Here is a 24,532-nt window from a genome sequence, read left to right as displayed (position 1 = left end):
CGTCGTCGTCCATCTCACCGTCGCTGTTGGAACTCACGCATGTACCTCTCCGTGGCCCGGGAGGGGTTCCGGTGGCGTGGCTCACAGCGGAGCGGGTGTCACCGGCAGATCCATCCGACCGGTCATGAGGATCTCGTGATTGGCGAACAGCGCGTCGAGAGCGAAGCGCCTGCGGATGTACGCCGTCCACTTGGCTTCCACCAGGTCGGTGAACGAGGCGACCATACGGGCTCGACTCGCCTGTGTGAGGATCCAGCGGGCCTGGTCCTGCCCGTGGCCCCGGCCACCGAGCTGCTGAGCGAGCCGCCACAACGCGTCGCCGTCAGCCTGATCGTCCACCACGGCAACGAGCCCGATCTCACCGAGGCCACGTGCATCGCCGGACCGGGTGGTGTAGGCGACGGTGAGGCCGTCGAGAGGAAAGACGGTCACGCGACCGGTCGCGCTCAACTCGGTGAAGGACACGGGGATAGGGTCCGTTCTGCTGAGGGAGAGAGAGCATCAGCAGCAGGGGCCGTCACCGCAGCAGGTGGGCGGATTGCAGTCAGCGGCCGTCCCCCACAGCCGTTCGTCGACCTCGAATCCCGCCGCCCGCAACCGCCCCACGACGTCGACCATCAGCCCCCGGGTACGGACCTTGGAGTTCGGCTGGTGGTGCAGGAAGTACCCAAAACTCCGCTCGCACCAGTCGGCGTACCACCCGGTGTGCAGGATGAGCGTGTGCCAGCCGGGGTCGACCCGCTGCGATGGCGCCATCCGGGCGCCCTCCCCACTGGTGCCCATCACATAGACGAGCGCCAACGCCTGATCGACGACCCCTTCAGCGACACAGCGCTCCAGCCCGTACTCGTCGGCACAGAAACTAGCGAGGGTCTCGAACTCGGCCTCAGTGACGAGGGATCGGCCAGTGCGGGATTCGGTGGCGGTGATGGCGGTGGCCGTGATGATGGCAACGCTGGCAGCAGTCATAGGAAGAACTCCTTTGAGGAGAAAGGGGAGTGGTGTGTAGTGAGCTGCGTCGCGATGACCCGAGCGCGGTGGAGTCGGCTGGGCCAGTCAGTCCGAGTCGTCTGGGACAAGTGCTCGGAACCCGGCGTCGACAAGGTCGCGCACGCTCTGCGGGCGGCACAGATGGCCGTCGTAGCGTGGGCGAAGTACCCAATAGGTGCCTGGTGGCTCTCGACGGTCGAGACGGGGAACGCCGAGGTAGGTCTCGCCCAGCAGGCAAGGTGCCCTCTCGCCGTAATCCCAGACCAGGCCGGCGTGCCATGGGATGAGTGCGTAGTAGGTGGGTCCGGTTCTGCGGTGGTCGTGGATGATGGGTCCCGGAAGCCGTTCCTGTAGGGCTACGGCCACCGCGCTGGGCTCTGTGCAGCCGATGGCAGCGTGGACGAGCTCACCCGTCAACCGCACCGCCGCGAATCGCTCGCCGAGTGGGAGTAGCGCCACGCCTTGCCGTGACCACTCGGTGTGGGCCTGCTGCGGAACCGGGTGTGCCCGCGCGAGCCACTCAGAGATCAGCCTGTATTTGTCTGCTGGCGTCAGCACCGTTGCTCCCTTGTGTAGTGCGCCGTTCACGTACACGAGGAAACCGGAAGCGCCCTGTCGATCATCAGGACAGATCTTGGGACGTTGCATCCAGCTGACCGGACAGTTTCATCCGGTGGCGCGGACCGGTAGGACTACCGTCGAGGGAGAAGGAATGAGGGGGCTGACGTGAACAGTCGGCGGAACACCTCTTTTGAAGCGCTGTTAGCGGAGTTCGGATTCACTCACGAGCAGCTTGCTGACGAGGTGAACAGGACTGCTCAGCGACTGTTCGACAAGCCCGCAAACTGTACGGACCGCCATGTACGTCGGTGGATCGCAGGCGACGTTCAGCGGCCGTGGGCCCAGTACCTTCTCCCCCTCCAGGAGATCTTCGGTACAAGTCCTGAAGCAATGGGCTTCGTGCAGCGCAAGTCGTCGAAGCCACTTCGCGCGCCAGTGCGATCGGTATGGCCCAAGATGCCGAACCCCCTACAGCGACGTACCTTCATCGCTGGAGCGCTTGTCACTGCGCTGGGCATCGACCAGACACCGGGCTACGGTCGTCTTGGTGCCAGCGACATCAACCGGATTCAGGGCACGATCGCTCGGCTTGACGCACACTTCAACGGGCTCGGTGGCGGTGCCTTGGTCGACGTTGCAACTGACTACCTGTTGCGTCTCCAGCGGGCCCTGGACCAATGTACGTACGGAGAACGCGTTGAACGAGCGCTCTATCGGGCCACGGCCGAGATCGCAGCGTGTGCAGGCTGGTCAGCCCACGATTGCGGCCAGTACGAGCGGGCGGCTCAGCTCCGGAGTGAGGCGCTTCAGGCCGCCCTCCTGGCTCGTGATCCGGTCTACGTCACCAGAGCCTGGTCTGATCTCGCCGCGCAGGCGGAACACGCAGGACGTCCCGCCGAGGCAGCTCGGATCAATCGCTCCGCACTCTCCGAACGACACCTGCGAAACCAGCCACTGCTCTCGTCTCTTCTGCACTCCAGACTCGCGGATTGCCTCGCCCAGACCGGTGACCCCCTCGGCATGGGCCGCCATCTGGCTGCGGCTGAACGGACCTATGACCGTGCGGAGGTCGCCGGCGCCCCCAGTTGGCTAGGGTTTCTCACGCATGCCGAGCTGGCCGGCCTGGCCGCCATCGCCCACCACAGCGCCGGTCAGTACAGACAAGCAGAGGGGCATGCCGTGTCTGCCCTTGGCCTACTCGATGAGCGCTTCGCGCGAAACCGCGCTTACTACACCGTACTGCTCGCCGAACTCCAGCTTATGCAGAGGCATTATGAAATGGCGCTGGCCACCGCCTCAAGTATTCATGCAGACGTCGTTACTAGTAGTCGGATCACAGCGCGCCTCGAACAGGTCGTCACAGCCAGCCGGATGCAGGAAGGACATGCGTGACCACACACGCCGAACTTGATCTGCGCCACTACGGGCATGAGAATGCTGCCTCAATTCGTGGACTCCTCTTGGACATTCACGATGAGGTGTACGAAGGCAGCGATGACCCACTTGCCGGGCGCGATGACTTTGCCAGATTTGTCGATCACTGGGCAGCGAATCGGGAGTTCGCTTGCGTCGTCGCCTACGACCGTGAGTTGCCCGTCGGCTATGCCTACGGTGCACCGCTTACTCCGGTCACAACATGGTGGAGCAAGGTCACTCCGTCTCCGCCTGAGGACTTCACTACTGAGACGGGGGCCCGCACGTTCGCCCTCTCCGAACTCATGGTGCGCGCACCATGGCGCAGGACGGGTGCTGCCCGGCGGATCCACGACGACCTCCTTGCCTCACGTACAGAGCAGAGGGCGACGTTGCTCGTGCACAAGGAGCATGTGAAGGTGCTGGCCCTGTATGAGAGTTGGGGGTACGCGGCGGTCGGTGAGGCAAGGCCGTTCGAGGGGGCGCCGCAGCTATGCGCCTTGGTGCTTTCCCTCACGACTGGAGGAGGGGAGAACCTCATCCACTCTTGATTGCGGCGTACGAGTTCACATCGACAGGAAGCTCATGATGGAGATCCCAGGTGATCGCCATGGGCTTGCTGCCGGTGTGCTCCGCGTAGGTTGCCGGTCCCAGAAGCATCCACGGTTCGGCCTTGCCGATGCTGTTGCGCTTGTAGCGGCGAAGGAACAGGAGAACGTGGCTGCCTTGTAGGGCGTGGCGCTGGTAGCGCAGGCCAGTAGCGGAGTTTTCCGGGGTGGTGCTCTGGGACTCCCAGTGGAAGCGGGTCGGGCTGAGCGCATAGTCCTTGTAGCGGACCGTAGGGGAGAAGTCCCGCTCGTCCTTCTCCAGGGTGATGAGGAGAGCGTCCGTCCTGAGCTCCTCCACCCAGCGCACCCCCTGCCCAAAGTCCCGCGGCATCTGGCCACCCAGCTGGGCCACTCCCAAAGCCGAGAGGATCTCCGACCGGTTGTAGGAGCTGTGGATCTTCAAGGGGACTTGGGTGAGGTCCCCCTCCAACGGGAGCGGGAAGTGGTCGGCCTTCTCAAGGGCGTACGACAGGACCTGCTGGAGTTCGTCGCGGAACACTGGCTGCACACGCAGTGATGCAAGGCCCTCCCGGTAGCTGGTGAAACCGCCAGCGTTGTCCCAGAGGTTGAAGAAGAGCATGCGGGCGTACGCCTGGTCCTCGACGGACAGCGAGTCGTAGCCGGGAGCGTCATCGGCGAGCAGGCGCAGGTACGCGTGGATACGATCCGGGTCGTCGACGTGCAAGAAGGCGTGGACGCGCTTGAGGAGTTCTGCTTCGCCTGCCGGTGCGTCGTCCTGGAGGAGTCCGGCTTTGCGGAGGACCTTGGTCCACGAGTTGTCGCTCTTGTACAGCTCCTGAATATCGCGTCGACTCTCGCGAAGGTAGTCCGCCAGTCGTGGCGTGCTGTAGACCTTGGCTTCCTTCGCGAGTGTGGTGATAGTGGCTTTGAGTTGGGTGCGGATGTTGTCGAGAACGAGGTCCTTGGACTTGCCCTCCAGGATGATCTGGCAGCCCGAGGGCAGCTGAGGGAAGTCGTGCTCGATGCTGTCGACGAGTCGGTTGCGCGAGAGGTTGGTCAGCGCCCGGAACTGCTCTTCAAAGCGGAACTCCGCCCGATGCTGTCCGATGAAGTCGAGCACCGTCAGCACTGGCTTGTTCGGTGTACGGCGTAGTCCGCGCCCGAGTTGCTGGAGAAAGACGGTCGCACTATTGGTGGGGCGCAGAAGCAGCAGGGTATCGACATCGGGGATGTCCAGCCCCTCGTTGAACAGATCAACGGAGAAGATCACCTGAAGGCGGCCGGCCTTCAGATCGGCGAGTGTCTGCTCCCGGACCTCGGGCCTGGAGTCACTGTCGAGAGCCGCTGCTTGCAAGCCCGCCCGCTGGAAGCACTTCGCCATGAAGCGTGCGTGTGCCTTGCTCACGCAGAAGCCGAGAGCTCGCATCGCTGCGGGGTCGGAGATTTTGTCCTCGATCTGCTTGATGACAATGCGTGCCCGAGCCTCGTCACCTGTGTAGAGATGCCCGAGTTGCCCTCGGTCGTAGGTGCCGGAACGCCAGTTGAGGCGCGTCAGATCTGTGCCGTCCGGAAGCCCAAAGTAGTGGAACGGACACAGCAGATCGTTCTCCAGGGCTTCCCAGAGTCGCAGCTCGGCAGCGATACGACCGCGAAAGAACTCATCCTGCACATTGCGCCCATCCATCCGCTCGGGCGTCGCGGTGAGCCCAAGCAACTGAGCCGGCTTGAAGTGCTCGATGACGCGTCTGTACGTCTCAGCCGTGGCGTGGTGGAACTCGTCGATGACGATGACATCGAAGTGCCCGGGATCGCGCTCCTCCAGCCGCTGAAGCGTGAGCGACTGAACACTGGCGAAGACGTGCGTCCAGTCGTGGGGTTCTTGGCCGCTGTGTAGGAGCTCACCGAAGGAGGCGTTGTCGAGCACCTCTCGATAGGTGCGCAGCGACTGCTTCAGGATCTCTCTGCGATGAGCGACGAAGAGTAGACGAGGGAGCTCACCGCGGCGCTCGTCGCGCATGGCCCGGTAGTCGAGGGCGGCCATGACGGTCTTGCCTGTACCAGTCGCTGCGACGAGAAGGTTCTGGTGGCGGCTGCGAATCTCACGCTCGACTCGGAGGCGCTCCAGCATGTCCTTCTGGTGTGGGAGGGGATGCACCTCCAGGCCAGAGAGACTGATCTTGAGCTCGTCCGTCGTGCTGGAGCCGCTAGCTCGGGCAAGAGCTTCAGCCAGTCGCTCGCCATCACGGTCAGGGTCATACGACTCGAACGCCGTGTCGGCCCAGTAGGCATCGAATGTCGCCTCGAACTTGTCGATCACTCGAGGGGTGGCTACAGAGGACAGCCGTACGTTCCACTCCAGACCGTCGAGTAGCGCAGCCTTCGACAGGTTGGAGCTGCCCACGTACGCCGTATCGAAGCCGGTGTTACGGCGGAACAGCCAGGCCTTGGCATGCAGACGCGTCGACCGGATCTCGTAGTTGACCTTCACCTCGGCGCCGAATTCGCGCACCAGCCGGTCCAGGGCGCGGCGGTCTGTGGCGCCGATGTATGTGGTGGTGATAACCCGGATGCGCACACCACGTTCCTTGGCTGCACGGAGCGCATTCTCAAGAACCCTTATCCCGTACCACTTGACGAACGCGCAGAGCAGGTCGATGCGGTCAGCGGTGGCGAGCTCCGCTCGCAGTTCCGCGCCCAAACTTGGGTCATCCGGCGCGTTGGTGATGAGTGCTGTCTCTGAGAGTGGAGTCAAGGGCCTGATGGCGTAGACGCCAGGGGCTTCGTGCTCAGCCAGAGCCAAGAGCTGCCGCGGACCGTCGACGAGGGTGGTCATCGTTCCGTCTGCATCCGCATCCGGCACGGTGTTGATCAGGGACTCCATGAGCTGGTTGGCTGCGGCAACCCGCTTGTCATGGGGCAACTGAGCCAACCGATGCCCAACGGCCTCCCCGATGTATCGCGCCAGCACATGCGGCGAGGACTCGGCGCTGACTTCTGTGTGAATCGGCTTCCAGCCGGCCGAGTTCAGCTGGTCGATCTGCGCCTGCATCCCTTCGGTGATGAGCTCCTCGTACACACCCGCGACAGGCTGTGACAGATCCCCTGGCTGAACCACGCTGGCCCCCTCGATCGCTCGTTGCGCCGCGACCAGTTCTAACAGTCACCGCTGACCGAGGGCTTCCCGATGCCTCAGCTCAGCCCGGTGCCGAGGTCCGGTCGACGGCATTGTCAGTGCCATCTGGTCAGATAGTCCTACTAGTACTCGGGACTGGAGTGGCGAAGTGGCTGACGTGCAGGACTTGATGGAGCGGATAGGGAAGCTGCGCCCGGCCATGCGACCGACGGGTCAGCCGCTGCATCGTCCGCTCCTCCTTCTGTGGGCCATCGCTCAAGCCGTCCACGGGCGCCCCCGTCAACAGCCCTGGTCGGTCGTGAAGGGCGAGCTAGGACCACTGCTCACGCAGTTCGACGGGGCGCGGCGTGGCGAACGGGACGCGGTGTACCCGTTCTGGGCCCTCGAGCGGGACGGGCTGTGGGAGGTTGCCGAATCTGCTCAGCTTCCTTTGACGAGTGACGGGAGGCGACCGACGTTTTCCACCCTCGAGCAGGTAGACCCGCTTGCCGGGCTGCCGGAGCAGGATTACGACCAACTGGTAGACGACCCTGAGTTGGCGGCACAGGCCATCAACACCTTGTTGGTGCGCTTCTTCGCGGGTACGGCCGCGGCCGTGGTGGATTCCGTCGGGTTGCAGGGGTTCGCGCTCGGTCAGATCGGCGCTTCTCTGCATCCCCTCGTCGGAGAGCCCTATGTCAACCGCACTGCGATTGCCGAAGTTTATGGCGGCAACCGTGTGATGGGGATTACTCCGATTGCAGATGGAATCCTCGCTGCGTACTCAGACGACAAGGGGCCGTATGCAGACCATCACATCCCGGAGACGGGATGGATCGCCTACACGGGCGATGGCCTATCTGGCGACCAGGCCATGACCGGTGGAAATAAATCCATGCGGGAGTACCAGAAGCAGCAGAAGGCTCTGCGGTATTGGCACAAGCCGTACAACGGGCACTGGACCTTCGAGACGTGGGCCGTTGTCGTCCAGTGCCGCCGTCGCTGGGGGCGAGGGCAGGACAAGAAGCAGCGCCGAGAGTACGTGTGGGTACTCGCCCCTGTTCCCTCTCCGATGCCGGAGACATGGCCGTCTGAGGTCATAGATGCGCTTGCTCAGGATGACAACACCATCCATGACGACTCTCAGGATGTCATCCCCGCCGAGGTGGCAACGGGGACGGAGTCGAGGCAGCTCTCTGCAAACGAGCGGTACCGGCGGCTGTCCGCTGCCGCGGGTCGCACGGAGGGCAAGCGCACGAAACGATCCAACGTAGCCCTCGTGGAGCGGTATATGCGTTCACCTGCTGCTCGGGAAGCGGTGATCATTCGGAGTGGCGGTCGATGTGAGAATCCTTCCTGCCTCGGGCATCCCCTCGACCGCACTGACACTGGCCAGCCCATCTTGGAAGTCGATCACGTCAATGGTCTTGCCCGTACTGGGCAAGACACTCCGGAATTCATGATCGCGCTTTGCCCGAACTGCCATGCTCTCAAGACGCGAGGGAAAGGCAGGCTGGTCTTGCAGAAGAGCCTGTTGGCCGTAGCGCGCAAGCTTCATCGCGCTATGGAGCGTGGAGACGCACTGAAGGCGCACCGCGACGGGGCGTAAGTCGGGATGCGCCTTCTAGCGAGCCGATCGTGTCGGGGCTGGACTCTTACTCCGCCCCGTGACACCCCTCATAAACCCCACCCGACCCACACCAACAACCAACCCCCCGCTGCGGCGGCCAAGCCACCGCCCTCCCCCGGGCCGCCAGTGTCGTCGCGTACTGGGGCAGCAGGTCGGAGTCTCCCGGTGACGCGCCCTCCGAGGCGGCGAAGGCCTCGTACGACGGGACCGTGCCGGTGACGATGCCGAGGTTCGCCGTGCCGGAGGCGGACAGTTCGCGCAGGGAGGCCTCTATGACCGAGAGGTGCTCCTCGTGGGAGGGGTACTCGGCGCCCAGTGCGGGATACGCGGCGACCAGTTCCGTCAGCTCGCCCGTCGGCCAGTGCAGGACCGCGACCGGGAAGGGGCGGGAGAGGGCCTCGCGGTAGGTGCCGAGCTCCGCCCGCAGGCGGGAGATCTCCGCCTCCAGTTCCGCCGGGTTGTCCGAGCCGAGGGACCACACCCGCTTGGGGTCGTGGAGTTCGTCCAGGGAGACCGGGGAGGCGTGGAGGGCGTCCGCCAGTACGTCCCACTCGTCGTGGGCCGCGCCCAGCATCCGCCGGACGCGGTGGCGGCCGAAGAGGAGCGGGTGCGTGGCGTAGGGGGGCTCCGGGACGTCCGTCAGGAGCAGCCGGGTGCCCTCCGTGAACGTCTTCTCCGCCTGTTCCAGCTCGTCGTGGGACTCCAGGGACTCCGCGACGATCACCCAGGGGGCCGGATCGCGCGGGGCGGCCGCGCGGATGCCGTCGATGATCGCGCGGGCCTCGGCCTCGTGGCCGTACTCCCAGAGGTTCGAGGCCTTCAGGGCGCGGACCAGGTGGGGGGTGTCCAGGCTCTCCACGGACGACAGGAGGCTGTCGTACAACGCGGTCGCGCCGGCGCGGTCGCCGGCCAGTTCCCGGTGGGCCGCGGCCTGCAACAGCAGGGCTTCCGCGTCCTCGGGATACAGGCCGGCGGTCCGCTCCAGGCGTGCCGCCTCGGCGGTGTGGTCGACGTTTTCGGCAGGCGTGTCGGGGCGCATGCACGACACCGTACTGCCCGCCGGTGACATTGGTGAGATACGTGCAGGCCAGGGCCGGAAGGCCCTACACCGTCACCCCGTCCACCTGGATCGTCTGCACCGACTTCGCCGCGAACGGCACGCTCACCGTTTTCCCGCTGAGGAAGGTGTCCGAGTACGACTTGTACTGGTCCCCGCCCGTGGTGACCGTGTTCCAGCGCGGGGCCAGGCCGTTCGTGCCGCCCGTCACCGTCGTGAAGCCGGACAGGTCGAAGGTCAGGGTCTGGGCCGACGACGACGTGTTCGCGGCCACGATCACCAGCCGCTTCGCCGTCCGGTCCAGGGCCGCGACCGCGTAGCTCACGCCCGTGTCCAGGATCGTCATCCCGGGGCGGATGTGGCGGCTGAACTGCGCCATGACGTAGTACTTCGTCTGCACCGCGCCCGCCTGGAGCGTGCTCGCGTCGTAGGCGATCATCGCCCAGGCCGCCGTCGGGTCCATGACCTGCCAGTAGACCCAGGCCGTGGGGTGCAGCCAGCGGAAGTCGTAGAGCAGGTTGCCGGCCATGGTCATGCCGGTGCCGTCGTTGTCGCCGGTCTCCGAGTTCCACAGCCTCTTGCCGGACGTCGTCACCACGTCCGTGTAGAGCAGGTCGCGGCGGCCTCCCGAGCCCTGGTAGCCGTGCACGTTGACCTGGTTCACGTACCCCTTCGTCGTCGACGAGAAGGAGTTCCAGGTCGTACGGGCCAGGTCGTAGCTCGTCTCGTCGCTCGCCGAGATCCTCGTCGACGTCAGGCCGCGCTGGTCCAGTTCGCTGCGCAGATAGGGCAGGACGGCCGACTGGACCGTCGCGTCCATGTGGCAGCCCTCCTGCGTGCCCGTCGCCGTCCACCAGGACGAGGAGGGCTCGTTGAAGGGGTCGACCGTCGCGAAGTTCACGCCCCAGTTGTTCTTGGCGTAGAGGGCGACGGCCGCGAGGTGGGAGGCGTGCTGGCGGTAGTTCCAGGACTGGAGGTTGTTGCCGCCGCCGGTGGCGCCGGAGGGGTTGTGGTTCAGGCACATCCACCACATGGGGGAGTTGGCGAACAGCTCCGTCGTCGCGCCCCGGGCGACCGCTTTCAGCAGCATCGCGCGCTGGGTCGCGTCCGCGGTCCACTTCCACGCCGAGGACGTGGGGTCCTCGTTGTTCCAGTCCTGCCAGTAGCCCTCGATCTGCTTGTACGCGGGGATGTTCGGGGAGGCGACCATGCTCTCGCCGTTCACGGTGTTCGTACTGCATCCGCCGAGGTTGTAGCGGGCGATGTTCAGGCCGAGGCCGGGGAGTGTCGTGCCGTTGTACGTCACCGAGTTCGTCGTGAAGAAGATGTCGGCGAAGTCGTTGCGGGTGCCGAAGACGTTGGCCCACCAGGCGAGCGAGGTGCCCCAGCCCTCCCAGGTGCCGTAGGTCGTGGAGGGGTTGACGGCGATCGTCGCGTCGGCGTGGGCGGTGCCCGTCGCGAGCGCGGTTCCGAAGAGCGCGCCGCCGGTGGCGGCCAGCAGTGTCCTGCGTCGGATCATGACTACTCCGCTCCGAGTCGTGGCCGGTCCCGTTCGGCCGCAACGAAGCATCGGGTGTGGCGCGTGGGGTTGTCGAGGGTTCTGACAGCCCTTTCTCCAACCTATGGAGGAAGGCGCCGCAACGGTTCGATGGGGCGAACGGCCGGGCCGCGCAAGGGAGTCGTGGCGGTACGGGTCTGGAGACCTCGTCCCCGGCCGCCTATGGTGCCCCGCGTGCGGATTCCCCTCGTGCAGCACAGCACCCGCCGGCGGCGCGCCCGGATCCGGCGCGTGCTCTTCGGCGGTGCCGAACTCCTCATCACCGCAGGGCTGTTGGTTCTGCTGCTCGTCGCCCACCAGCTGTGGTGGACCAACCGGGAGGCCAAGGAGGGCGCCGAACGGAGGGTGGAGGCCCTGGAGCGGGAGTGGGACACCAGTGGTAGTGACGCCGGGACCGGGACCGGGACCGGGGAGGCCGGCGGTGCCGGTGGATCCGGTGGCGGCACCGCGGAATCCGGCTCCGAATTCGGCTCCGGTTCCGTACAGTCCGGCGGCGCCCCCGCCTCCTCCGCCACGTACGCCGTCCTCACCGTCCCCCGCCTCGGCCTGCGCGTCCCCGTCGCCGAGGGCACCAGTAAGCAGAAAGTCCTCAACAAGGGGTACGTCGGTCACTACCCGCACACCCAACAGCCGGGCCGGACCGGCAACTTCGCCCTCGCCGGGCACCGCAACACCCATGGCGAGCCCTTCCGGTACCTCAACCGGCTGAGGAAGGGCGACACGATCACCGTGGAGACCAGGAGCATGCGCTACACGTACACCGTCGACGCGGTCCTCCCGCGGACCTCGCCCCGCGACGTCGGTGTCATCCGGCCGGTACCCCGCTCCCTGACCAGGCCGTCGTACGGCTACGACGCCCCCGGCCGCTACCTCACGCTCACCACCTGCACGCCGGAGTACACCTCCCGGTACCGGCTGGTGGTGTGGGGGAAGCTGACCGCCGCCCGGCCCCGGGAGTGAGCGCGAACCCGCGCCACGGCTACGGCCGCTCCTCCAGAGCCTCCCGGACGGCGTCCAGGACGGCCTCCGGGTCCGCTCCCAGAGCTCGCGCGGAGGCGGTGAAGTCGCGGGCCAGGGTGGCGAGTTGGCCCGGGTCGGGGCGGGTCGGTCCGGGCGGGGGCGCCGCGACCCGGGTGCCCGCGCCGCGGCGGGTGCGGATCAGTTCGGCCGCCTCCAGCTCGCGGTAGGCGCGGGCCACCGTGCCCGGCGCGAGACCCAGGTCGGCGGCGAGCTGGCGCACGGTCGGCAGCCGTTCGCCCTCCGTCAGCCGGCCGGAGACGATCAGGGCGGCGAGCTGCGCGCGGATCTGTTCGTACGGCGACACCTGGCTGGTGGTGTCGACGTGGACGGCGGGCTCACTCATCGTCGACGGCCCGGGGGACGACGATGGTGAACACGGACCAGCCGAGGGTGAACAGGCTCAGCAGGCCCAGCGGGTAGATCACCAGGGCGGCGAAGTTGCCCAGCATCCCGGCGCACCGCGAGTAGAACAGCACCCGGCCGATCATCCCCAGGACGAGCAGCAGCTGGCTGGAGACCAGCAGTCCCCAGGCCGCGGTGATCGCCCAACTGCGGTCGTGGCGACTCAGGTTGTCGCCGGGGCGATGGGCGATGCGGCGCAGGGACCAGGCGCAGGCGGCGGTGCCGAGGGTGAGGGAGACGAGGACCGGGGCGGCGTAGTAGAGGCCCGGCCAGGGGGTGAGGTGGCGGGTCGGGCCGATCGCGCAGGTCACGGCGAGGGCCCGGCCGGTACGGCCCGCGCCGTCGGCGTCGGCCGCGGCGGCCCCGATCACCAGCAGGACGGCGAGGCACGCCGTCTGGAAGACGAGCAGGGGGGCCATCCGGGGCGGTACATGGTTGCGGACCCGGCGCGGGGAGAGGGCGGCGGTGCGGACCCTGTCCTGCGGGGCGGGGGTGAGGGAGTCGCCGAGCAGCACCCCGCCCACCGCGCACAGTCCGAAGGCGGTGACGGCGGACACGAACGGCATGGCCATGTCGTCGCTGTCCATCGTGGCCAGCCCCTGGGCGACCGCCACCCCGAGCGCCAGCCCGGCCCAACGGGCACACAGGTCGGCGCGGGCCAGGAGTCTGTCGGGCGTGACGGTGTCGATCATGTCGGTCCCCGGTGGAATGCTTGTATCAAGTGGTGAGTACAAGATGCCGGGCCGCGGCTTCTTGTGTCAAACCCTTGGTACAAGCCGGGAGTTCCGCGCCGGTGCGCCGAGTTCCGCGCCGGTGCGCCGAGTTCCGCGCCGCCCGCGCCGAGTTCCGCGCCGGCCGCGCCGAATTCCGCGCCGGCCGCGCCGAGTTCCGCGCCGCCCGAGTCGAGTTCCGCGTCGCCCGCATCGACCCCTGCGCCACCCGCATCGACCCCTACGCCACCCGCGCCCCGTTCTTCCGGTGGGTGACCCCCACCAGGACCGCCCCCAGTGCCGCCAGCACCGCCGACACCACCATCGCCAGGTCCGCGCCCCGGGCGAGCCCGCCGCCCGTGCCCGTGACCAGGGCGATGGTCAGGGCCACCCCGGCGCAGGAACCGACGTACCGCAGGGTCTGCTGGGCCCCCGAGCCCATGGCCGCCCGTGCCGCCGGTACGGACTCCACGGCGAGCAGCGGCAGGGCCGCGTTCAGCAGACCGCTGCCGATGCCCGAGACGACGAACCCCGGCAGCATCCGTTGCCAGGACCCTGCGTCCACCGCGCCCAGCAGGGCGAGGGCGCCCGCCGCGTGCAGGGCGAAGCCGAGGGCGAGCTGGGCGCGGGGCGGGACGCGGCCGGCGAGGCGGCGGGCCTGGAGGGCGACGACGAAGGAGAGGCCGGACCAGAGCAGGAACAGCCAGGCCGTGTCCATGGGGGACAGGCCGAGCGTGCGCTGCAACACCGTCGGCAGGAAGCTGAACAGGCCGATCACCGCGAGGCCTGTCACCAGTCCGCCGAGCGAGGACGCCAGGAAGTCGGGCCGGCGCAGCAGTGCGAGGTCGATCATCGGGGTGGCCGTTCTGCGCTCCACCGCCGCGAAGACGGCCAGCAGGGCGATCGCCGCCACGAGGAGCAGCCCGACCGGCGCCCGCAGCCAGCCGTCGCGGCCCAGGGTGAGCGCCGCGATCAGGGCGACGGTCGCCGCCCCGAAGGTCGCCGCGCCGAGCAGGTCGGGGCGGCCGCCGCGGGGTGAGCGGGACTCCGTGAGGACGCGCGGCGCGAGGGCCGCGACGACCAGGGTGGCGGCGCCGAGGACGCCGTAGACCAGCCGCCAGTCGGGCAGGGCCCCGCTGAGCGGGGGGCTCACCGCGATGCCGGCGCTGACGAACGCACCCCACACCCCGGTCGCGCGCAGCCGGCCGTGCGGGGTGGGGAAGGCGTGCACGAGCAGTCCCAGGCTGCTGGCGAGCAGTGCCGCGCTGGACGCTCCCTGCGCGACCCGGGCCAGGGTGAACGCCAGGGTCGTCGTCGCGAGTCCGCCGAGCAGGGTGGTGAGGGCGAGGGCGAGGGTGCCCCAGACGAAGACGCGGCGCCGGCCGTGGTCGTCGGCCAGGCTGCCGGCCACCAGCAGGACGGCGGCCAGGCCGAGCGGGGTGCCGTTGAGCAGCCAGGCCTGGGCGGACAGCGGGGTGTGCAGCTCGGCCGCGGTGCCGGCGAGCGTGACCATCGGCGCGGTGTACGTCATCAGCGCGAGGGCGGTGGCGGCGCTGGTCACGGCGAGGGTGGCGCCGGGGCGGACCGCTGGGGCGGCCACCTGTGCGGTCTTCCCGGCCGGACTCTCAGTTCGTTCAATGAACCTGCTCATGCCTCCGACGGTAGCACCCTTGGTTCATTGATTGAACCGACCAGGCGAAAGTGGTTACAGTGGACCGCATGGCACTCGGCAAGGACTACGCGACACAGGAGTGCTCGATCGCCCGGGCACTGGAGGTCGTCGGCGAACGCTGGACCCTGCTCGTCGTACGCGACGCGCTCTACGGCGTCCGGCGCTACAACGACTTCCTCGTCCACCTCGGCATTCCGCGCGCCGTGCTGGCCGCCCGCCTCCAGGCGCTCACCGCCGAGGGCATCCTGGAGAAGCGCCGCTACCAGCAGTCCCCGCCCCGCGACGAGTACGTCGTCACCGAGCGCGGCATCGCCCTGTGGCCCACCCTGCGCTCACTCGGCCGGTGGGGCCGCGAGCACTTCGGCGAGGAACAGCTGCGGATCTTCCGGCACACCGGCTGCGGCACCGAACTCGGCGCGTACGGCGAGTGCCCCGCCTGCGGAACCTTTGTGCCCGCCCCGGACGTCCTCATGGTGCCGGGGCCGGGACTCGACCCCGACCCGGCCGACCCCGTGAGCCGGGCCCTGCTGCGACCCAAGCGCCTCCTGGAGCCGATCGACACGGGTCAGGTATAACCGGTGGAGGACGTCCGGGACGTCCGGGACGTCCGGGAACTCCCGGCGGAAGGAGGAGCAGTGACGACGCACAGCCGGTTCGCCGCGCGCCGCGCCGCCCCGCCCTTCCTTGTCGCCCTCGTCCTCCTCGCCTTCGACGTGCTGCTCCTGGACTCCGGCAGTCTCTCCGCCGCCGTCGCCCTCGCCGCCACCGCCGCGGCCTCCTCCGCCCTCGCGGTCTGCGCCCTCCTCGCCGCGCGCAGCGCCCCCGCCGTCCCGCCCACCCGGGTGCGCACGGCCATCAGGGACCGCGCCCGCCGTACGGCCTTCCTGCCGCAACGCGATCCGGACGCCTCCGGCCGGCCCCGCCCCCGGGCACCCGGCCACGCCCTCGCGACGACCACCGCGTAGGGCCTTCTTCTCGCTCCCGGCCCCGCGCGGGTCGTCCTGCCGCCATGCCCGGAACACCCCGGCACCCACCCCGGCACGACGAGACCCCCGGAGGGCTCCTCACCCATGTCCGTCTTCGCTGACCTGGTCGGCCACCTCGCCGACCTGCTCCACCCGCTGTTCGGCGCGGCCGCGGCGGCCGCCGCGATCGTCCTGTTCACCGCGCTCGTACGACTCCTCGTCCACCCCCTCTCCCGGGCGGCCGCCCGCGGCCAGAAGGCCCGTACGGCGTTGCAGCCGAGGATCGCCGAGCTGCGCAAAAAGCACGCGAAGAACCCCGAACGGCTCCAGAAGGCCGTGCTGGACCTGCACGCCGAGGAGAAGGTGTCGCCGGTGTCCGGCTGTCTGCCCAGCCTGCTCCAGCTGCCCGCGTTCTTCGTGCTCTACCACCTCTTCTCCAGCTCCTCGATCGGCGGCACGACCAACGAGCTGCTCGGCCACCGGCTGTTCGCCGCGCCCCTCGGCGGCCGCTGGACGGACGCCCTCGCCGGGGGCGGCCTCCTCGGCGGGGCCGGGCTGGTCTACCTCGCGCTGTTCGCCCTGGTCGCCGCCGTCGCCTCCTTCAACTACACGCGTGCCAGGCGGATGCCGCAGCCCGAGACCGGCGGCCAGGACGTGCCCGGGATCGGCGCCCTCACCAAGGTCATGCCGTTCATGTCCTTCTTCACACTGGTCACCGTGGCCGTCGTACCGCTGGCCGCCGCGCTGTACGTGGTCACCAGCTCCACATGGGCCGCGATCGAACGCGCGGTCCTCTACAAGTGACGGTCCAGTACGTGAACCGGGTATTGCGGAGTGGACGCCGAGCTTGGAGGATCGACCAGTCCTCCGATGGCTGCACCCGTCGGCGGGCGCCCCGCGATCTAGGGAGACTGTGATCATGAAGCTGCTGCGAGTCGGTACGGCGGGAGCGGAGCGGCCCGCGCTGCTCGACGCCGACGCAACCCTGCGGGACCTGTCCGGTGTCGTGGACGACATCGACGGCACGCTGCTCGCGGACGACGCGGCGCTCGACCGGGTCCGCTCGGCGGCGGAATCCGGTGAGCTGCCCGTGCTCGACGCGACCGGTCTGCGGATCGGACCGCCACTGGGCCGGATCGGCAAGATCGTGTGCATCGGGCTGAACTACCACGACCACGCCCGGGAGACCGGGGCCGAGCCGCCCGCCGAGCCCGTCATCTTCTTCAAGGCGGCGGACACGGTCGTCGGACCGAACGACACCGTGCTCGTCCCGCGCGGTTCCACCAAGACCGACTGGGAGGTGGAGCTGGCGGTCGTCATCGGGCGTACGGCCCGCTACCTGGAGTCGGCCGAGGAGGCGCTCGCCCATGTCGCCGGGTACGCCGTCGCGCACGACGTGTCCGAGCGGGAGTTCCAGATCGAGCGGGGCGGGACCTGGGACAAGGGCAAGAACTGCGAGACGTTCAACCCGCTGGGGCCGTGGCTGGTGACGGCGGACGAGGTCGCCGACCCGCAGGACCTGTCCCTGAGGCTGTGGGTGAACGGTGAGCGCAAGCAGGACGGGACGACGGCGGAACAGATCTTTCCCGTGGGGGAGGTCGTGCGGTACGTCAGCCACTTCATGACGCTCTACCCCGGGGACGTCATCAACACCGGGACGCCGGCCGGGGTGGCCCTGGGCGCGCCCGAGCCGAAGCCGTTCCTGCGGGCGGGGGACGTGGTGGAGCTGGAGATCACGGGGCTGGGGCGCCAGCGGCAGGAGTTCAAGGACGCGTAGGCGCTCCGCGCTCGGGGGTCGGGGAACCGCGCCGGTCGGTCGGCCGTGGGCCGTCCGTGGCCGGGCGCGCGGTTCCCCGCGCCCCTTACGGGCGCTTCAGCCCAGGTACTTCTCCAGGAACTGCTCCAGCGCCCCCACCACGAACCGGTGGTCCTCCAGCTGGGGCAGGCCCGACACCGTCACCGCGCCGATGATGCCGACGCCGTCGACGTTGACGGGGAAGGAGCCGCCGTGGGCCGCGTACGTGTCGGGGTCCAGCCGGGAGGACTCCTCGAACGTCGTGCCCTTCGCACGGCAGCGGGCGCCCACCAGGTACGAGGAGGCGCCGAAACGCTCCACCACCCGGCGCTTGCGGGCGATCCACGCGTCGTTGTCGGGGGCGGAACCCGGCAGCGCCGCGTGGAAGAGCTGCTGGCCGGCGCGGTGGATGTCGATCGCGACCGGCGCCTGCCGCTCCCGCGCCAGCTCCACCAGCAGGGAGCCGAGCTCCCACGCGTCGTCGTGGGTGAACTGGCGGAAGACCAGCCGCCGTTCCTGGGCCTGAAGCTCCTCCAGGGTCGGGGTGATCTCCGGGGTGAACTTCGGGGTCAGCTCGTGGGTGCCCATTACAGCGTCACCGCCACTCCGTCTCGTGCCGAACGGCGGGCCGCCTCCAGGACATCGAGGGCGGCGGCCGCCTCGACGGCGGTCACCGGGTTCGGGCCGCCGTCGATCAGTGCCTTGGACACCGCAGCGTAGTAGGCCGGGTAGTCGCCGGGGAGGGTCCGAACGGGGCTTCCGCCGCCGGTCAGCGGGGACTCCCCGGCGCCGAGGCGGCCCCACAGCTCCTCCGGCTCCTCGCCCCAGCCGGGGCCCGGACGCCCGCCCTCGCGCAGCTCCGCCTCCTGGGGGTCGAGGCCGTACTTCACGAATCCGGCCTTCGAGCCCAGCACCCGGAAGCGCGGGCCGAGCTGGGACGTCGTCGCGGAGGCGTAGAGGTGGGAGCGGACGCCGTTCGCGTGCGTGACCGCGATGAAGGTGTCGTCGTCGGTCTCCGCGCCCGGCCGGCGGACGTCCGCCTCGGCGTACACGGAGACGGCGGGGCCGAACAGCACCAGCGCCTGGTCGACGAGGTGGCTGCCGAGGTCGTACAGCAGACCTCCGATCTCTGCGGGGTCGCCGGACTCCCGCCAGCCGCCCTTCGGCTGCGGACGCCACCGCTCGAAGCGGGACTCGAAGCGCCATACGTCACCCAGCTCGCCGTCGGCCACGAGCCGGCGCAGGGTCAGGAAGTCGTTGTCCCAGCGGCGGTTCTGGAAGACGGAGAGGAGCAGGCCGCGCTTCTCGGCGAGCGCCGCCAGCTCGCGGGCCTCGGCCGCCGTGCCCGCCACCGGCTTGTCGACGACGACCGGCAGGCCGGCCTCGAGGGCGGCGGTCGCCAGCGGGACGTGCGTCTTGTTCGGGGAGGCGATGACGACGAGGTCCAGCTCGTCGGCGCGGGCGAGGAGGTCGTCGGCGGTCGCGGTGACGGTCACCTCCGGGAACCCGGCGCGGGCCTGCTCCTGCCGCTCGGGGTTCGAGGTGACCACCGTGTCGAGAGCGAGGCCGTCGGTGGCGGCGATCAGCGGGGCGTGGAAGACGGAGCCGGCGAGGCCGTAACCCACCAGGCCCACGCGGAGGGGAGTACCAGTCATGGGATCCACTTTCGCAACGCTGTTGCCAAAGTGCAAGCGGAGGAGAGAATGAGAGGGTGAACAGGACGAACGGAGGCGGCGGCCCGACCGGTGTGAACCTGCCGGCCCTGCGCAGCCACAACGCCGCGCTGGTGCTGGACCTGCTGCGGTCGGCCGGACCGGACGGCATCAGCCGTCTCGAACTCGCCGAGCGCACCCGGCTGACCCCGCAGGCCGTCAGCAAGATCACCGCACGGCTGCGGGAGGAGGGCTTCGCCGCGGAGGCGGGCCACCGCGCGTCCACCGGCGGCAAGCCGCGCACGGTGCTGCGGCTGGTCCCCGAGGCCGGACACGCGGTCGGCGTCCACCTGGACCGCGACGAGCTGCGGGCGGTGCTGGCCGACCTCGACGGGACCGTGGTGGGCGAGCGGCGCGTGCCGCTGGACCTGGGCGCGGGGGCGGAGGCCGTCCTGGACGCGGTGGTGCGGGAGGCCGGGACGCTGGGCCGGGGCGCGGGCACCTCCCTGCTCGGCGTCGGCGTGGCCCTGCCCGGCCCCCTGGACCACATCCACGGCGTACTGCACCGGGTCACCGGATTCCCCGAGTGGGACGGCTTCCCCCTGCGGGACGCCCTCGCCGCGCGGCTCGGCCTGCCCGTCGTCGTCGACAAGGACACCAACGCCGCCGCCCTCGGCCTCGCCGTGGCCGGCGAGCGGGGCTCCTTCGCCTACCTCCACCTCGGTACGGGACTCGGTGCCGGCCTGGTGCTCGGCGGAACCGTGCACCGGGGGGCCAGGACCGGGGCCGGGGAGTTCGGCCACCAGGTCATCCAGCTGGACGGGCCGCCCTGCCCGTGCGGGAACCGGGGCTGCGTCGAGGTGCTGTGCCTGGCCGCCATGGAACGGGGAGACGTCGGCGAGGCGGCCCGTGTGCTCGGCGAGAGCGCGGCGAACCTGGCCGGGCTGCTCGACATCGACCTCGTGCTGCTCGGTGGCCGTACGATCACGGCCGCCCCCGAGCCCTTCGTCCACGGCGTCGCCGACGTCCTTGCCGCACGCGCCCGCCGCGAGGGCGCCCACGAGGGCCCGGTACCGGTCCGCCTCGCCACCGGCGGGGCACGGGGCGTCGCGGAGGGCGCGGCCCAACTACTGCTGGCGCCGGTGTTCGGGTGGGGGGTGGGGTGAGGGCGGGGGCGCTTCAGGTCGGGGCGACCGACGGAAGGCCTGGGCGCCCGAGGCAGGGGCCGGCCGGGGAGGGCACGGCCGGGGAGGCGACGGCGCGTACGCCGATCGGGCGGAATCGTATGGTCATACGGAATGGCGTCGCCCCGACGGGCCCCGCTTCCCACAGGCTCATGTGTCCATGCGACTGTGCAAGCCCGTCCCCCTCTGCCTCGCCGCAGCCGCCGCCCTGCTCGCCGTGCCCGCGACGGCCGGCGCGGCCGACGGCGGCGGTCCGCGCTGCGCCGGCGCGGACAACGGCGCCTTCCCCCTCACCACTCGCCTGCACGGCGGCCCCGGCACCTACCGGGCCGGCGGCCGCCCCGGCACCTGGTACCTCGACCTCACCAACACCACCCGCGGCACCTGCACCGGGATCCACCCGGTCGTCGTCCTGGTCGACGAACAGCGCGCGCTGAAGCCCTCCCAGCCCCGCCTGGAGTTCTACGCCGCCGGCCGCGCCCACCCCGTCCGCTTCGAGCCCACCGACGAGGACGAACTCGTCGGAGCGTTCGCCGACGATCCCCAGGGGTCCGCCGGCGGCTTCTCCGGGTTCACGGTCGGCCCCGGCCGCACCCTCACCGTCCGGCTGCGCCTGGCGCTCACCTCCGACACCCCGCCCGACGAGATCACCGTCAACGCGGCCGTCGTCCAGCGGCACGGCGACGACGGCGACTGGGTCGGGCAGTCGAACGACTACCGCTTCGCGGTCAGGACCGAGCCCGAGCCCGAGACCGAGCCCGGCACCGAGCCGGAGCACGAGCGCGAGGCCGCCCCCGACCCCGACCCCGAGACGGACGCCGAGACGGACGCCGCCACCGACCCCGAGTCCGGCCGCACCCCCGAGACCGCCCCGGAGACCATCCCCGACGCGGACTCCGGCTCCGATCCCGCCCCCGCCACCTCGGCCGCCGCCTCCCCGCCCCCCGGCCGCACCTCCGCCCCGGCCGAGAAACCCGGTGTGCAGGCTGTCGGGACACCCGGGCCCGCCGAGTCCACCGACGTGACCGGCACGATCGAGGAACTCGCCAGCACCGGCCCCCTGTCCGCCGCCGCCCTCGTCGTGGGCGCCACTCTCCTCCTCGCCGCGGGCGCGGTCCTCGCCCGGGCCCGCAGACGCCCCTGAGTCCAGTGGGTGGACGCCCTGAATCGGGCCATTCCCTCAAGATCGGGCCGTGGCTAGTCTGGAGCCGACGCAGCACCGCGTACATGCGTACGGCAGGAGATCCCGCACATGGCAGACCGCAGGCCCATCGAGTCGTGGCTCACCGACATGGACGGCGTGCTCATCCACGAGGGCGTTCCGATCCCCGGCGCCGACGCCTTCCTGAAGAAACTGCGTGACTCCGGCAAGCCGTTCCTCGTCCTGACGAACAACTCGATCTACACCGCGCGGGACCTGCACGCCCGCCTCACCCGCATGGGCCTGCACGTGCCGGCCGAGAACATCTGGACGTCCGCCCTGGCGACGGCGCAGTTCCTCGACAAGCAGCACCCCGGCGGTACCGCGTACGTGATCGGCGAGGCGGGCCTGACCACGGCCCTGCACGACATCGGGTACGTCCTGACGGACTCGGAGCCCGATTTCGTCATTCTGGGCGAAACGCGTACCTATTCGTTCGAGGCGATGACACGGGCCGTCCGGCTGATCAACGGGGGTGCCCGCTTCATCGCGACGAACCCCGACGAGACCGGGCCCTCGGCCGAGGGCGCGCTGCCGGCGACGGGAGCCGTGGCCGCGCTCATCACCAAGGCGACCGGCAAGGAGCCGTACTTCGTCGGCAAGCCCAACCCGCTGATGATGCGGACCGGCCTCAACGCGATCGGCGCCCACTCGGAGACCTCGGCCATGATCGGCGACCGGATGGACACGGACGTGCTCGCCGGGCTCGAAGCCGGGATGGAGACCTTCCTCGTCCTCACCGGGCTGACCGGCCGGGCGGACATCGACCGCTACCCGTACCGCCCGACCAACATCGTCGACTCGATCGCGGACCTGGTGGACCTCGTCTGACCCCCGGGACCTGACCCCGTCCGACCCCGGGACCTGACCCCGTCCGACCCCGGGACCTGACCCCGTCGGGCCCTGGGACCCGACCCCGTCCGACCCCGGGACCTGACCCCGTCGGGCCCCGGGATCCGGCTCCTTCCGGCCCCGGGATCCGACCCCGTCGGGCCGCCGTGCGTCGAAACCCGGCGGGAGCGGGACGTTACCCGTACGGAGTAGTGAGACCCCGCTCGAGGATGCGCCGCGGGTCCTTCCGGGGGAGCCTCCAGATAGCTGGAGGTTCACGATGAGTTCTCTCAAGGTCACTCTGTGTGCGGGTGTCGCGGCCGTCGCCGCGGTGCTCATTCCGACCGCCTACGCGATGGGCGAGGGCGACGACGGTGGCGGAAGCGTCACGCTGACGCCCACGGCCCCCGTCGCGGGCGCCGAGGTCGCCCTGCGGGTCACCGGCTGCGCGGGCAGATCGGCGCTCGCGGTGTCGGAGGCGTTCGTCGCGGACGCCCGTCTCGTCGGCACCGGCGGCACGCTCGTCGGCGAGACCCAGGTCCGCTCCTCGGTCGAGGCCGGCACCTACGACGTGAAGATCACCTGCGTCGACTTCGAGGTGAAGGGCCGGATCAAGGTCGTCGCGGCGGCGCTGCCGTACGACCCGCCGCGGCCGGTCGACCCGGCGCTGCCCTACGAGCCGACGTCCCCCGACATCCCGGTCGCTCCCGTGCGCGCGGGCGGCGGCGGTGCCGCACCGCTCGCCGTCGCCGCCGACGAGGCGCCGGCCGCGCACGGTCCCGGGACCGCACAGGCGGTCACCGGTCTGGCCCTGGCGGCCGTCGCCGCGGCCGTCGTGACGTTCCGGAGCGTCCGCCGGGGCCGCAGGGCGGGCTGAGCCGTGTCCGACGACCGCGAACGCTCCTCCGGTCGCCTCCTCACCTGTGTGGCCTGGGCCGTGCTGCTGTTCGGGCTGTGGCTGTGGGGGCGCGAGGTGACGGATGTACGGCCGGGCCGATCCGCCGCGACCACGGGTGACGTGGCCGCGGTGGGCCGTCCGGGCGACGTCGACCTGCCGCCCGCCGCCGCACCCCTGGCGCAGGCGCTGCCCCAGCGCATCGACATACCCGAGCTGGGTGTGCAGGCGCCGGTGGTCGCCCGCGGCCTGGACACCGAGGGCGGGATCGACCCGCCGCCCTTCGACCAGGCGGGCGTCGTCGGCTGGTACGCGGCCGGTGCGAAACCCGGTGCGCCGGGCACCGCGCTGATGGTGGGGCACGTCGACACCGAGACCCGGCCCGCCGTGTTCTACAAGCTCAGCACCATGCGGGCCGGCGAGACGATCCGGGTGGCCCGGGACGACGGGAAGATCGCCGAGTTCACCGTGGACGACGTCGACGTCGTCCAGCGCGACGGCTTCGACGCGCGGCAGGCGTACGGAACCCGTGAGTCGGGCCGCGCCGAGCTGCGGCTGATCACCTGCGGCGGCACCTTCGACCGGGTCAGCCGCAGCTACACCGCCAACGTGATCGTGTCGGCGTATCTGACGGGTACGGGCGTGTGACCGCCGGGGCGGCGGTGCCCGTCACGTGCCCGCCGGGGCCGGTGCCCGCTGATGCGCGGCCGGGCCCGCTTCGGTGACCCGTCCGCTCACCTGGCCCGGGCGGCGGCCCGCTCCCTCGAAACCGCCGACCGGGCCGGTCCTCGACCGCGCGCGCTCGGGCTGCGGGAGTGGCCCGGCGACCGGCGCGGGAGGCTGTGAAGCGGCTGCGCACCGTGCGGCGACGGGGAGTCGCCGAGGCGGTCAGGGCCGTTCGAGCCGACTCTAGAACGGGAGGAACCCCCTGGCCTAGAGGGCCTCTCGGAGCAACTCGCCCCGTGACGGGCCCGCTTGGGCGGCGGCCCGTGGGCTGCCGGGGGGCATGCGAAAGGCCCTCCGCTTCCGCGAAGGGCCTCTGCTGTCTGTGCGCCGCCAGGGACTCGAACCCCGGACCCGCTGATTAAGAGTCAGCTGCTCTAACCAACTGAGCTAGCGGCGCCTGCTGACGTCGACAACTCTACATGACCTCGAGGGGTGCGCCCGACCACCGGAGCGCGGGGCCGGGCGGGTACGGACGGCGCCGGCGGTGGCGTACATCATTCGGACCGTCAGCATGCGCGGCGGGAGGACAGTTGAGAAACTGACGAACATGCGCAGGTGCGGACATTTCCATCTGGAGTGTGAGGGGAAT

General features: G+C 69.9%; 23 protein-coding genes and 1 tRNA gene. 13 read left to right on the top strand and 11 right to left on the bottom strand.

The features are described 5' to 3' along the window. Window positions 1-81: 81 nt before the first annotated feature. Both IE275_RS09160 and IE275_RS09155 read right to left on the bottom strand, forming a co-directional pair. The gene (locus IE275_RS09160; protein WP_189709579.1) at window positions 82-465 is read right to left on the bottom strand and encodes a hypothetical protein; all 384 of its coding nucleotides are present in this window, start codon (window positions 463-465) and stop codon (window positions 82-84) included. 36 nt (window positions 466-501) lie between these two features. Continuing rightward, on the bottom strand, window positions 502-969 hold the full coding sequence (locus IE275_RS09155; RefSeq protein ID WP_189709577.1) for a UCP032817 domain-containing protein: 468 nt from the start codon (window positions 967-969) through the stop codon (window positions 502-504). A 747-nt stretch (window positions 970-1,716) separates the two neighbouring features. Here IE275_RS09155 and IE275_RS09150 point away from each other — a divergent pair. Further along, window positions 1,717-2,943: an NsdA family TPR-like regulatory protein gene (locus IE275_RS09150; RefSeq protein WP_189709575.1), complete on the top strand. Its 1,227-nt coding sequence runs from the start codon at window positions 1,717-1,719 to the stop codon at window positions 2,941-2,943. Next, a complete protein-coding gene (locus IE275_RS09145; protein ID WP_189709573.1) occupies window positions 2,940-3,515 on the top strand; it encodes a GNAT family N-acetyltransferase in 576 nt (191 codons plus the stop codon). Before IE275_RS09150 ends, IE275_RS09145 begins: the two co-directional genes overlap by 4 nt. Here the strand turns inward: IE275_RS09145 and IE275_RS09140 are convergent. Further along, window positions 3,502-6,582, bottom strand: coding sequence for a DEAD/DEAH box helicase (locus tag IE275_RS09140; RefSeq protein ID WP_189709869.1), 3,081 nt, complete (start codon window positions 6,580-6,582; stop codon window positions 3,502-3,504). The genes IE275_RS09145 and IE275_RS09140 overlap by 14 nt on opposite strands. Before the next feature lie 232 nt (window positions 6,583-6,814). Here IE275_RS09140 and IE275_RS09135 point away from each other — a divergent pair, with 232 nt between their 5' ends. Next, a complete protein-coding gene (locus tag IE275_RS09135; protein WP_189709571.1) occupies window positions 6,815-8,254 on the top strand; it encodes an HNH endonuclease in 1,440 nt (479 codons plus the stop codon). A 46-nt stretch (window positions 8,255-8,300) separates the two neighbouring features. Here the strand turns inward: IE275_RS09135 and IE275_RS09130 are convergent, their stop codons facing one another. Both IE275_RS09130 and IE275_RS09125 read right to left on the bottom strand, forming a co-directional pair. Further along, window positions 8,301-9,314 carry a hypothetical protein gene (locus IE275_RS09130; protein ID WP_189709569.1) on the bottom strand — a complete coding sequence of 338 codons (1,014 nt, stop codon included), beginning with the start codon at window positions 9,312-9,314 and terminating at the stop codon, window positions 8,301-8,303. 64 nt (window positions 9,315-9,378) lie between these two features. Further along, a complete protein-coding gene (locus IE275_RS09125) occupies window positions 9,379-10,851 on the bottom strand; it encodes a glycoside hydrolase (protein WP_189709567.1) in 1,473 nt (490 codons plus the stop codon). Between the two features lie 213 nt (window positions 10,852-11,064). Between IE275_RS09125 and IE275_RS09120 the strand changes: the two genes are divergently transcribed. Continuing rightward, window positions 11,065-11,850, top strand: coding sequence for a class E sortase (locus tag IE275_RS09120; protein WP_229870161.1), 786 nt, complete (start codon window positions 11,065-11,067; stop codon window positions 11,848-11,850). Window positions 11,851-11,869: 19 nt separating this feature from the next. Here IE275_RS09120 and IE275_RS09115 read toward each other — a convergent pair whose 3' ends face one another. The 3 genes from IE275_RS09115 to IE275_RS09105 all read right to left on the bottom strand — a co-directional run bounded on the left by IE275_RS09115 (window position 11,870) and on the right by IE275_RS09105 (window position 14,673). Beyond that, the gene (locus IE275_RS09115; protein WP_189709563.1) at window positions 11,870-12,253 is read right to left on the bottom strand and encodes a GntR family transcriptional regulator; all 384 of its coding nucleotides are present in this window, start codon (window positions 12,251-12,253) and stop codon (window positions 11,870-11,872) included. Continuing rightward, a complete protein-coding gene (locus IE275_RS09110) occupies window positions 12,246-13,004 on the bottom strand; it encodes a hypothetical protein (RefSeq protein WP_189709561.1) in 759 nt (252 codons plus the stop codon). The genes IE275_RS09115 and IE275_RS09110 overlap by 8 nt, the downstream gene beginning before the upstream one ends. A 259-nt stretch (window positions 13,005-13,263) precedes the next feature. Then, window positions 13,264-14,673 (bottom strand): MFS transporter, encoded by a 1,410-nt coding sequence (locus IE275_RS09105; RefSeq protein WP_189709559.1) that lies wholly within the window; start codon window positions 14,671-14,673, stop codon window positions 13,264-13,266. Window positions 14,674-14,741: 68 nt separating this feature from the next. Here IE275_RS09105 and IE275_RS09100 point away from each other — a divergent pair, with 68 nt between their 5' ends. The 4 genes from IE275_RS09100 to IE275_RS09085 all read left to right on the top strand — a co-directional run bounded on the left by IE275_RS09100 (window position 14,742) and on the right by IE275_RS09085 (window position 17,436). Next, window positions 14,742-15,269, top strand: a complete 528-nt coding sequence (locus IE275_RS09100) for a winged helix-turn-helix transcriptional regulator (protein ID WP_189709557.1) — start codon at window positions 14,742-14,744, stop codon at window positions 15,267-15,269. A gap of 60 nt (window positions 15,270-15,329) precedes the next feature. Continuing rightward, the gene (locus IE275_RS09095; RefSeq protein ID WP_189709555.1) at window positions 15,330-15,659 is read left to right on the top strand and encodes a DUF6412 domain-containing protein; all 330 of its coding nucleotides are present in this window, start codon (window positions 15,330-15,332) and stop codon (window positions 15,657-15,659) included. 105 nt (window positions 15,660-15,764) lie between these two features. After that, on the top strand, window positions 15,765-16,463 hold the full coding sequence (locus IE275_RS09090; protein ID WP_189709553.1) for a YidC/Oxa1 family membrane protein insertase: 699 nt from the start codon (window positions 15,765-15,767) through the stop codon (window positions 16,461-16,463). Between the two features lie 115 nt (window positions 16,464-16,578). After that, a complete protein-coding gene (locus tag IE275_RS09085; RefSeq protein ID WP_189709551.1) occupies window positions 16,579-17,436 on the top strand; it encodes a fumarylacetoacetate hydrolase family protein in 858 nt (285 codons plus the stop codon). Window positions 17,437-17,532: 96 nt separating this feature from the next. On the opposite strand, the gene IE275_RS09080 is transcribed toward IE275_RS09085, so the two are convergent. Together IE275_RS09080 and IE275_RS09075 are read right to left on the bottom strand one after the other, a co-directional pair. Then, window positions 17,533-18,042, bottom strand: a complete 510-nt coding sequence (locus IE275_RS09080; protein WP_189709549.1) for a heme-degrading domain-containing protein — start codon at window positions 18,040-18,042, stop codon at window positions 17,533-17,535. Continuing rightward, window positions 18,042-19,109 carry a Gfo/Idh/MocA family protein gene (locus tag IE275_RS09075; RefSeq protein WP_189709547.1) on the bottom strand — a complete coding sequence of 356 codons (1,068 nt, stop codon included), beginning with the start codon at window positions 19,107-19,109 and terminating at the stop codon, window positions 18,042-18,044. The genes IE275_RS09080 and IE275_RS09075 overlap by 1 nt, the downstream gene beginning before the upstream one ends. Before the next feature lie 56 nt (window positions 19,110-19,165). Here IE275_RS09075 and IE275_RS09070 point away from each other — a divergent pair, with 56 nt between their 5' ends. The 5 genes from IE275_RS09070 to IE275_RS09050 all read left to right on the top strand — a co-directional run bounded on the left by IE275_RS09070 (window position 19,166) and on the right by IE275_RS09050 (window position 23,865). Continuing rightward, window positions 19,166-20,272, top strand: a complete 1,107-nt coding sequence (locus IE275_RS09070) for an ROK family transcriptional regulator (protein WP_189709545.1) — start codon at window positions 19,166-19,168, stop codon at window positions 20,270-20,272. A gap of 178 nt (window positions 20,273-20,450) precedes the next feature. Continuing rightward, a complete protein-coding gene (locus IE275_RS09065; protein ID WP_308435639.1) occupies window positions 20,451-21,434 on the top strand; it encodes a hypothetical protein in 984 nt (327 codons plus the stop codon). 108 nt (window positions 21,435-21,542) lie between these two features. Beyond that, window positions 21,543-22,322, top strand: a complete 780-nt coding sequence (locus tag IE275_RS09060; RefSeq protein WP_189709541.1) for an HAD-IIA family hydrolase — start codon at window positions 21,543-21,545, stop codon at window positions 22,320-22,322. A 280-nt stretch (window positions 22,323-22,602) separates the two neighbouring features. Continuing rightward, on the top strand, window positions 22,603-23,199 hold the full coding sequence (locus IE275_RS09055; RefSeq protein WP_189709540.1) for a hypothetical protein: 597 nt from the start codon (window positions 22,603-22,605) through the stop codon (window positions 23,197-23,199). 3 nt (window positions 23,200-23,202) lie between these two features. Then, window positions 23,203-23,865, top strand: coding sequence for a class F sortase (locus tag IE275_RS09050; protein ID WP_189709537.1), 663 nt, complete (start codon window positions 23,203-23,205; stop codon window positions 23,863-23,865). A 401-nt stretch (window positions 23,866-24,266) separates the two neighbouring features. Here the strand turns inward: IE275_RS09050 and IE275_RS09045 are convergent. Further along, window positions 24,267-24,340, bottom strand: a tRNA-Lys gene (locus IE275_RS09045). Window positions 24,341-24,532: the final 192 nt, after the last annotated feature.

It is taken from the genome of Streptomyces phaeofaciens, assembly GCF_014648915.1.
Classification (GTDB): Bacteria; Actinomycetota; Actinomycetes; order Streptomycetales; family Streptomycetaceae; genus Streptomyces; species Streptomyces phaeofaciens.
The sequence above is the reverse complement of the archived record's forward strand: the minus strand, read 5'-3'. Positions and strand labels throughout refer to the sequence as shown.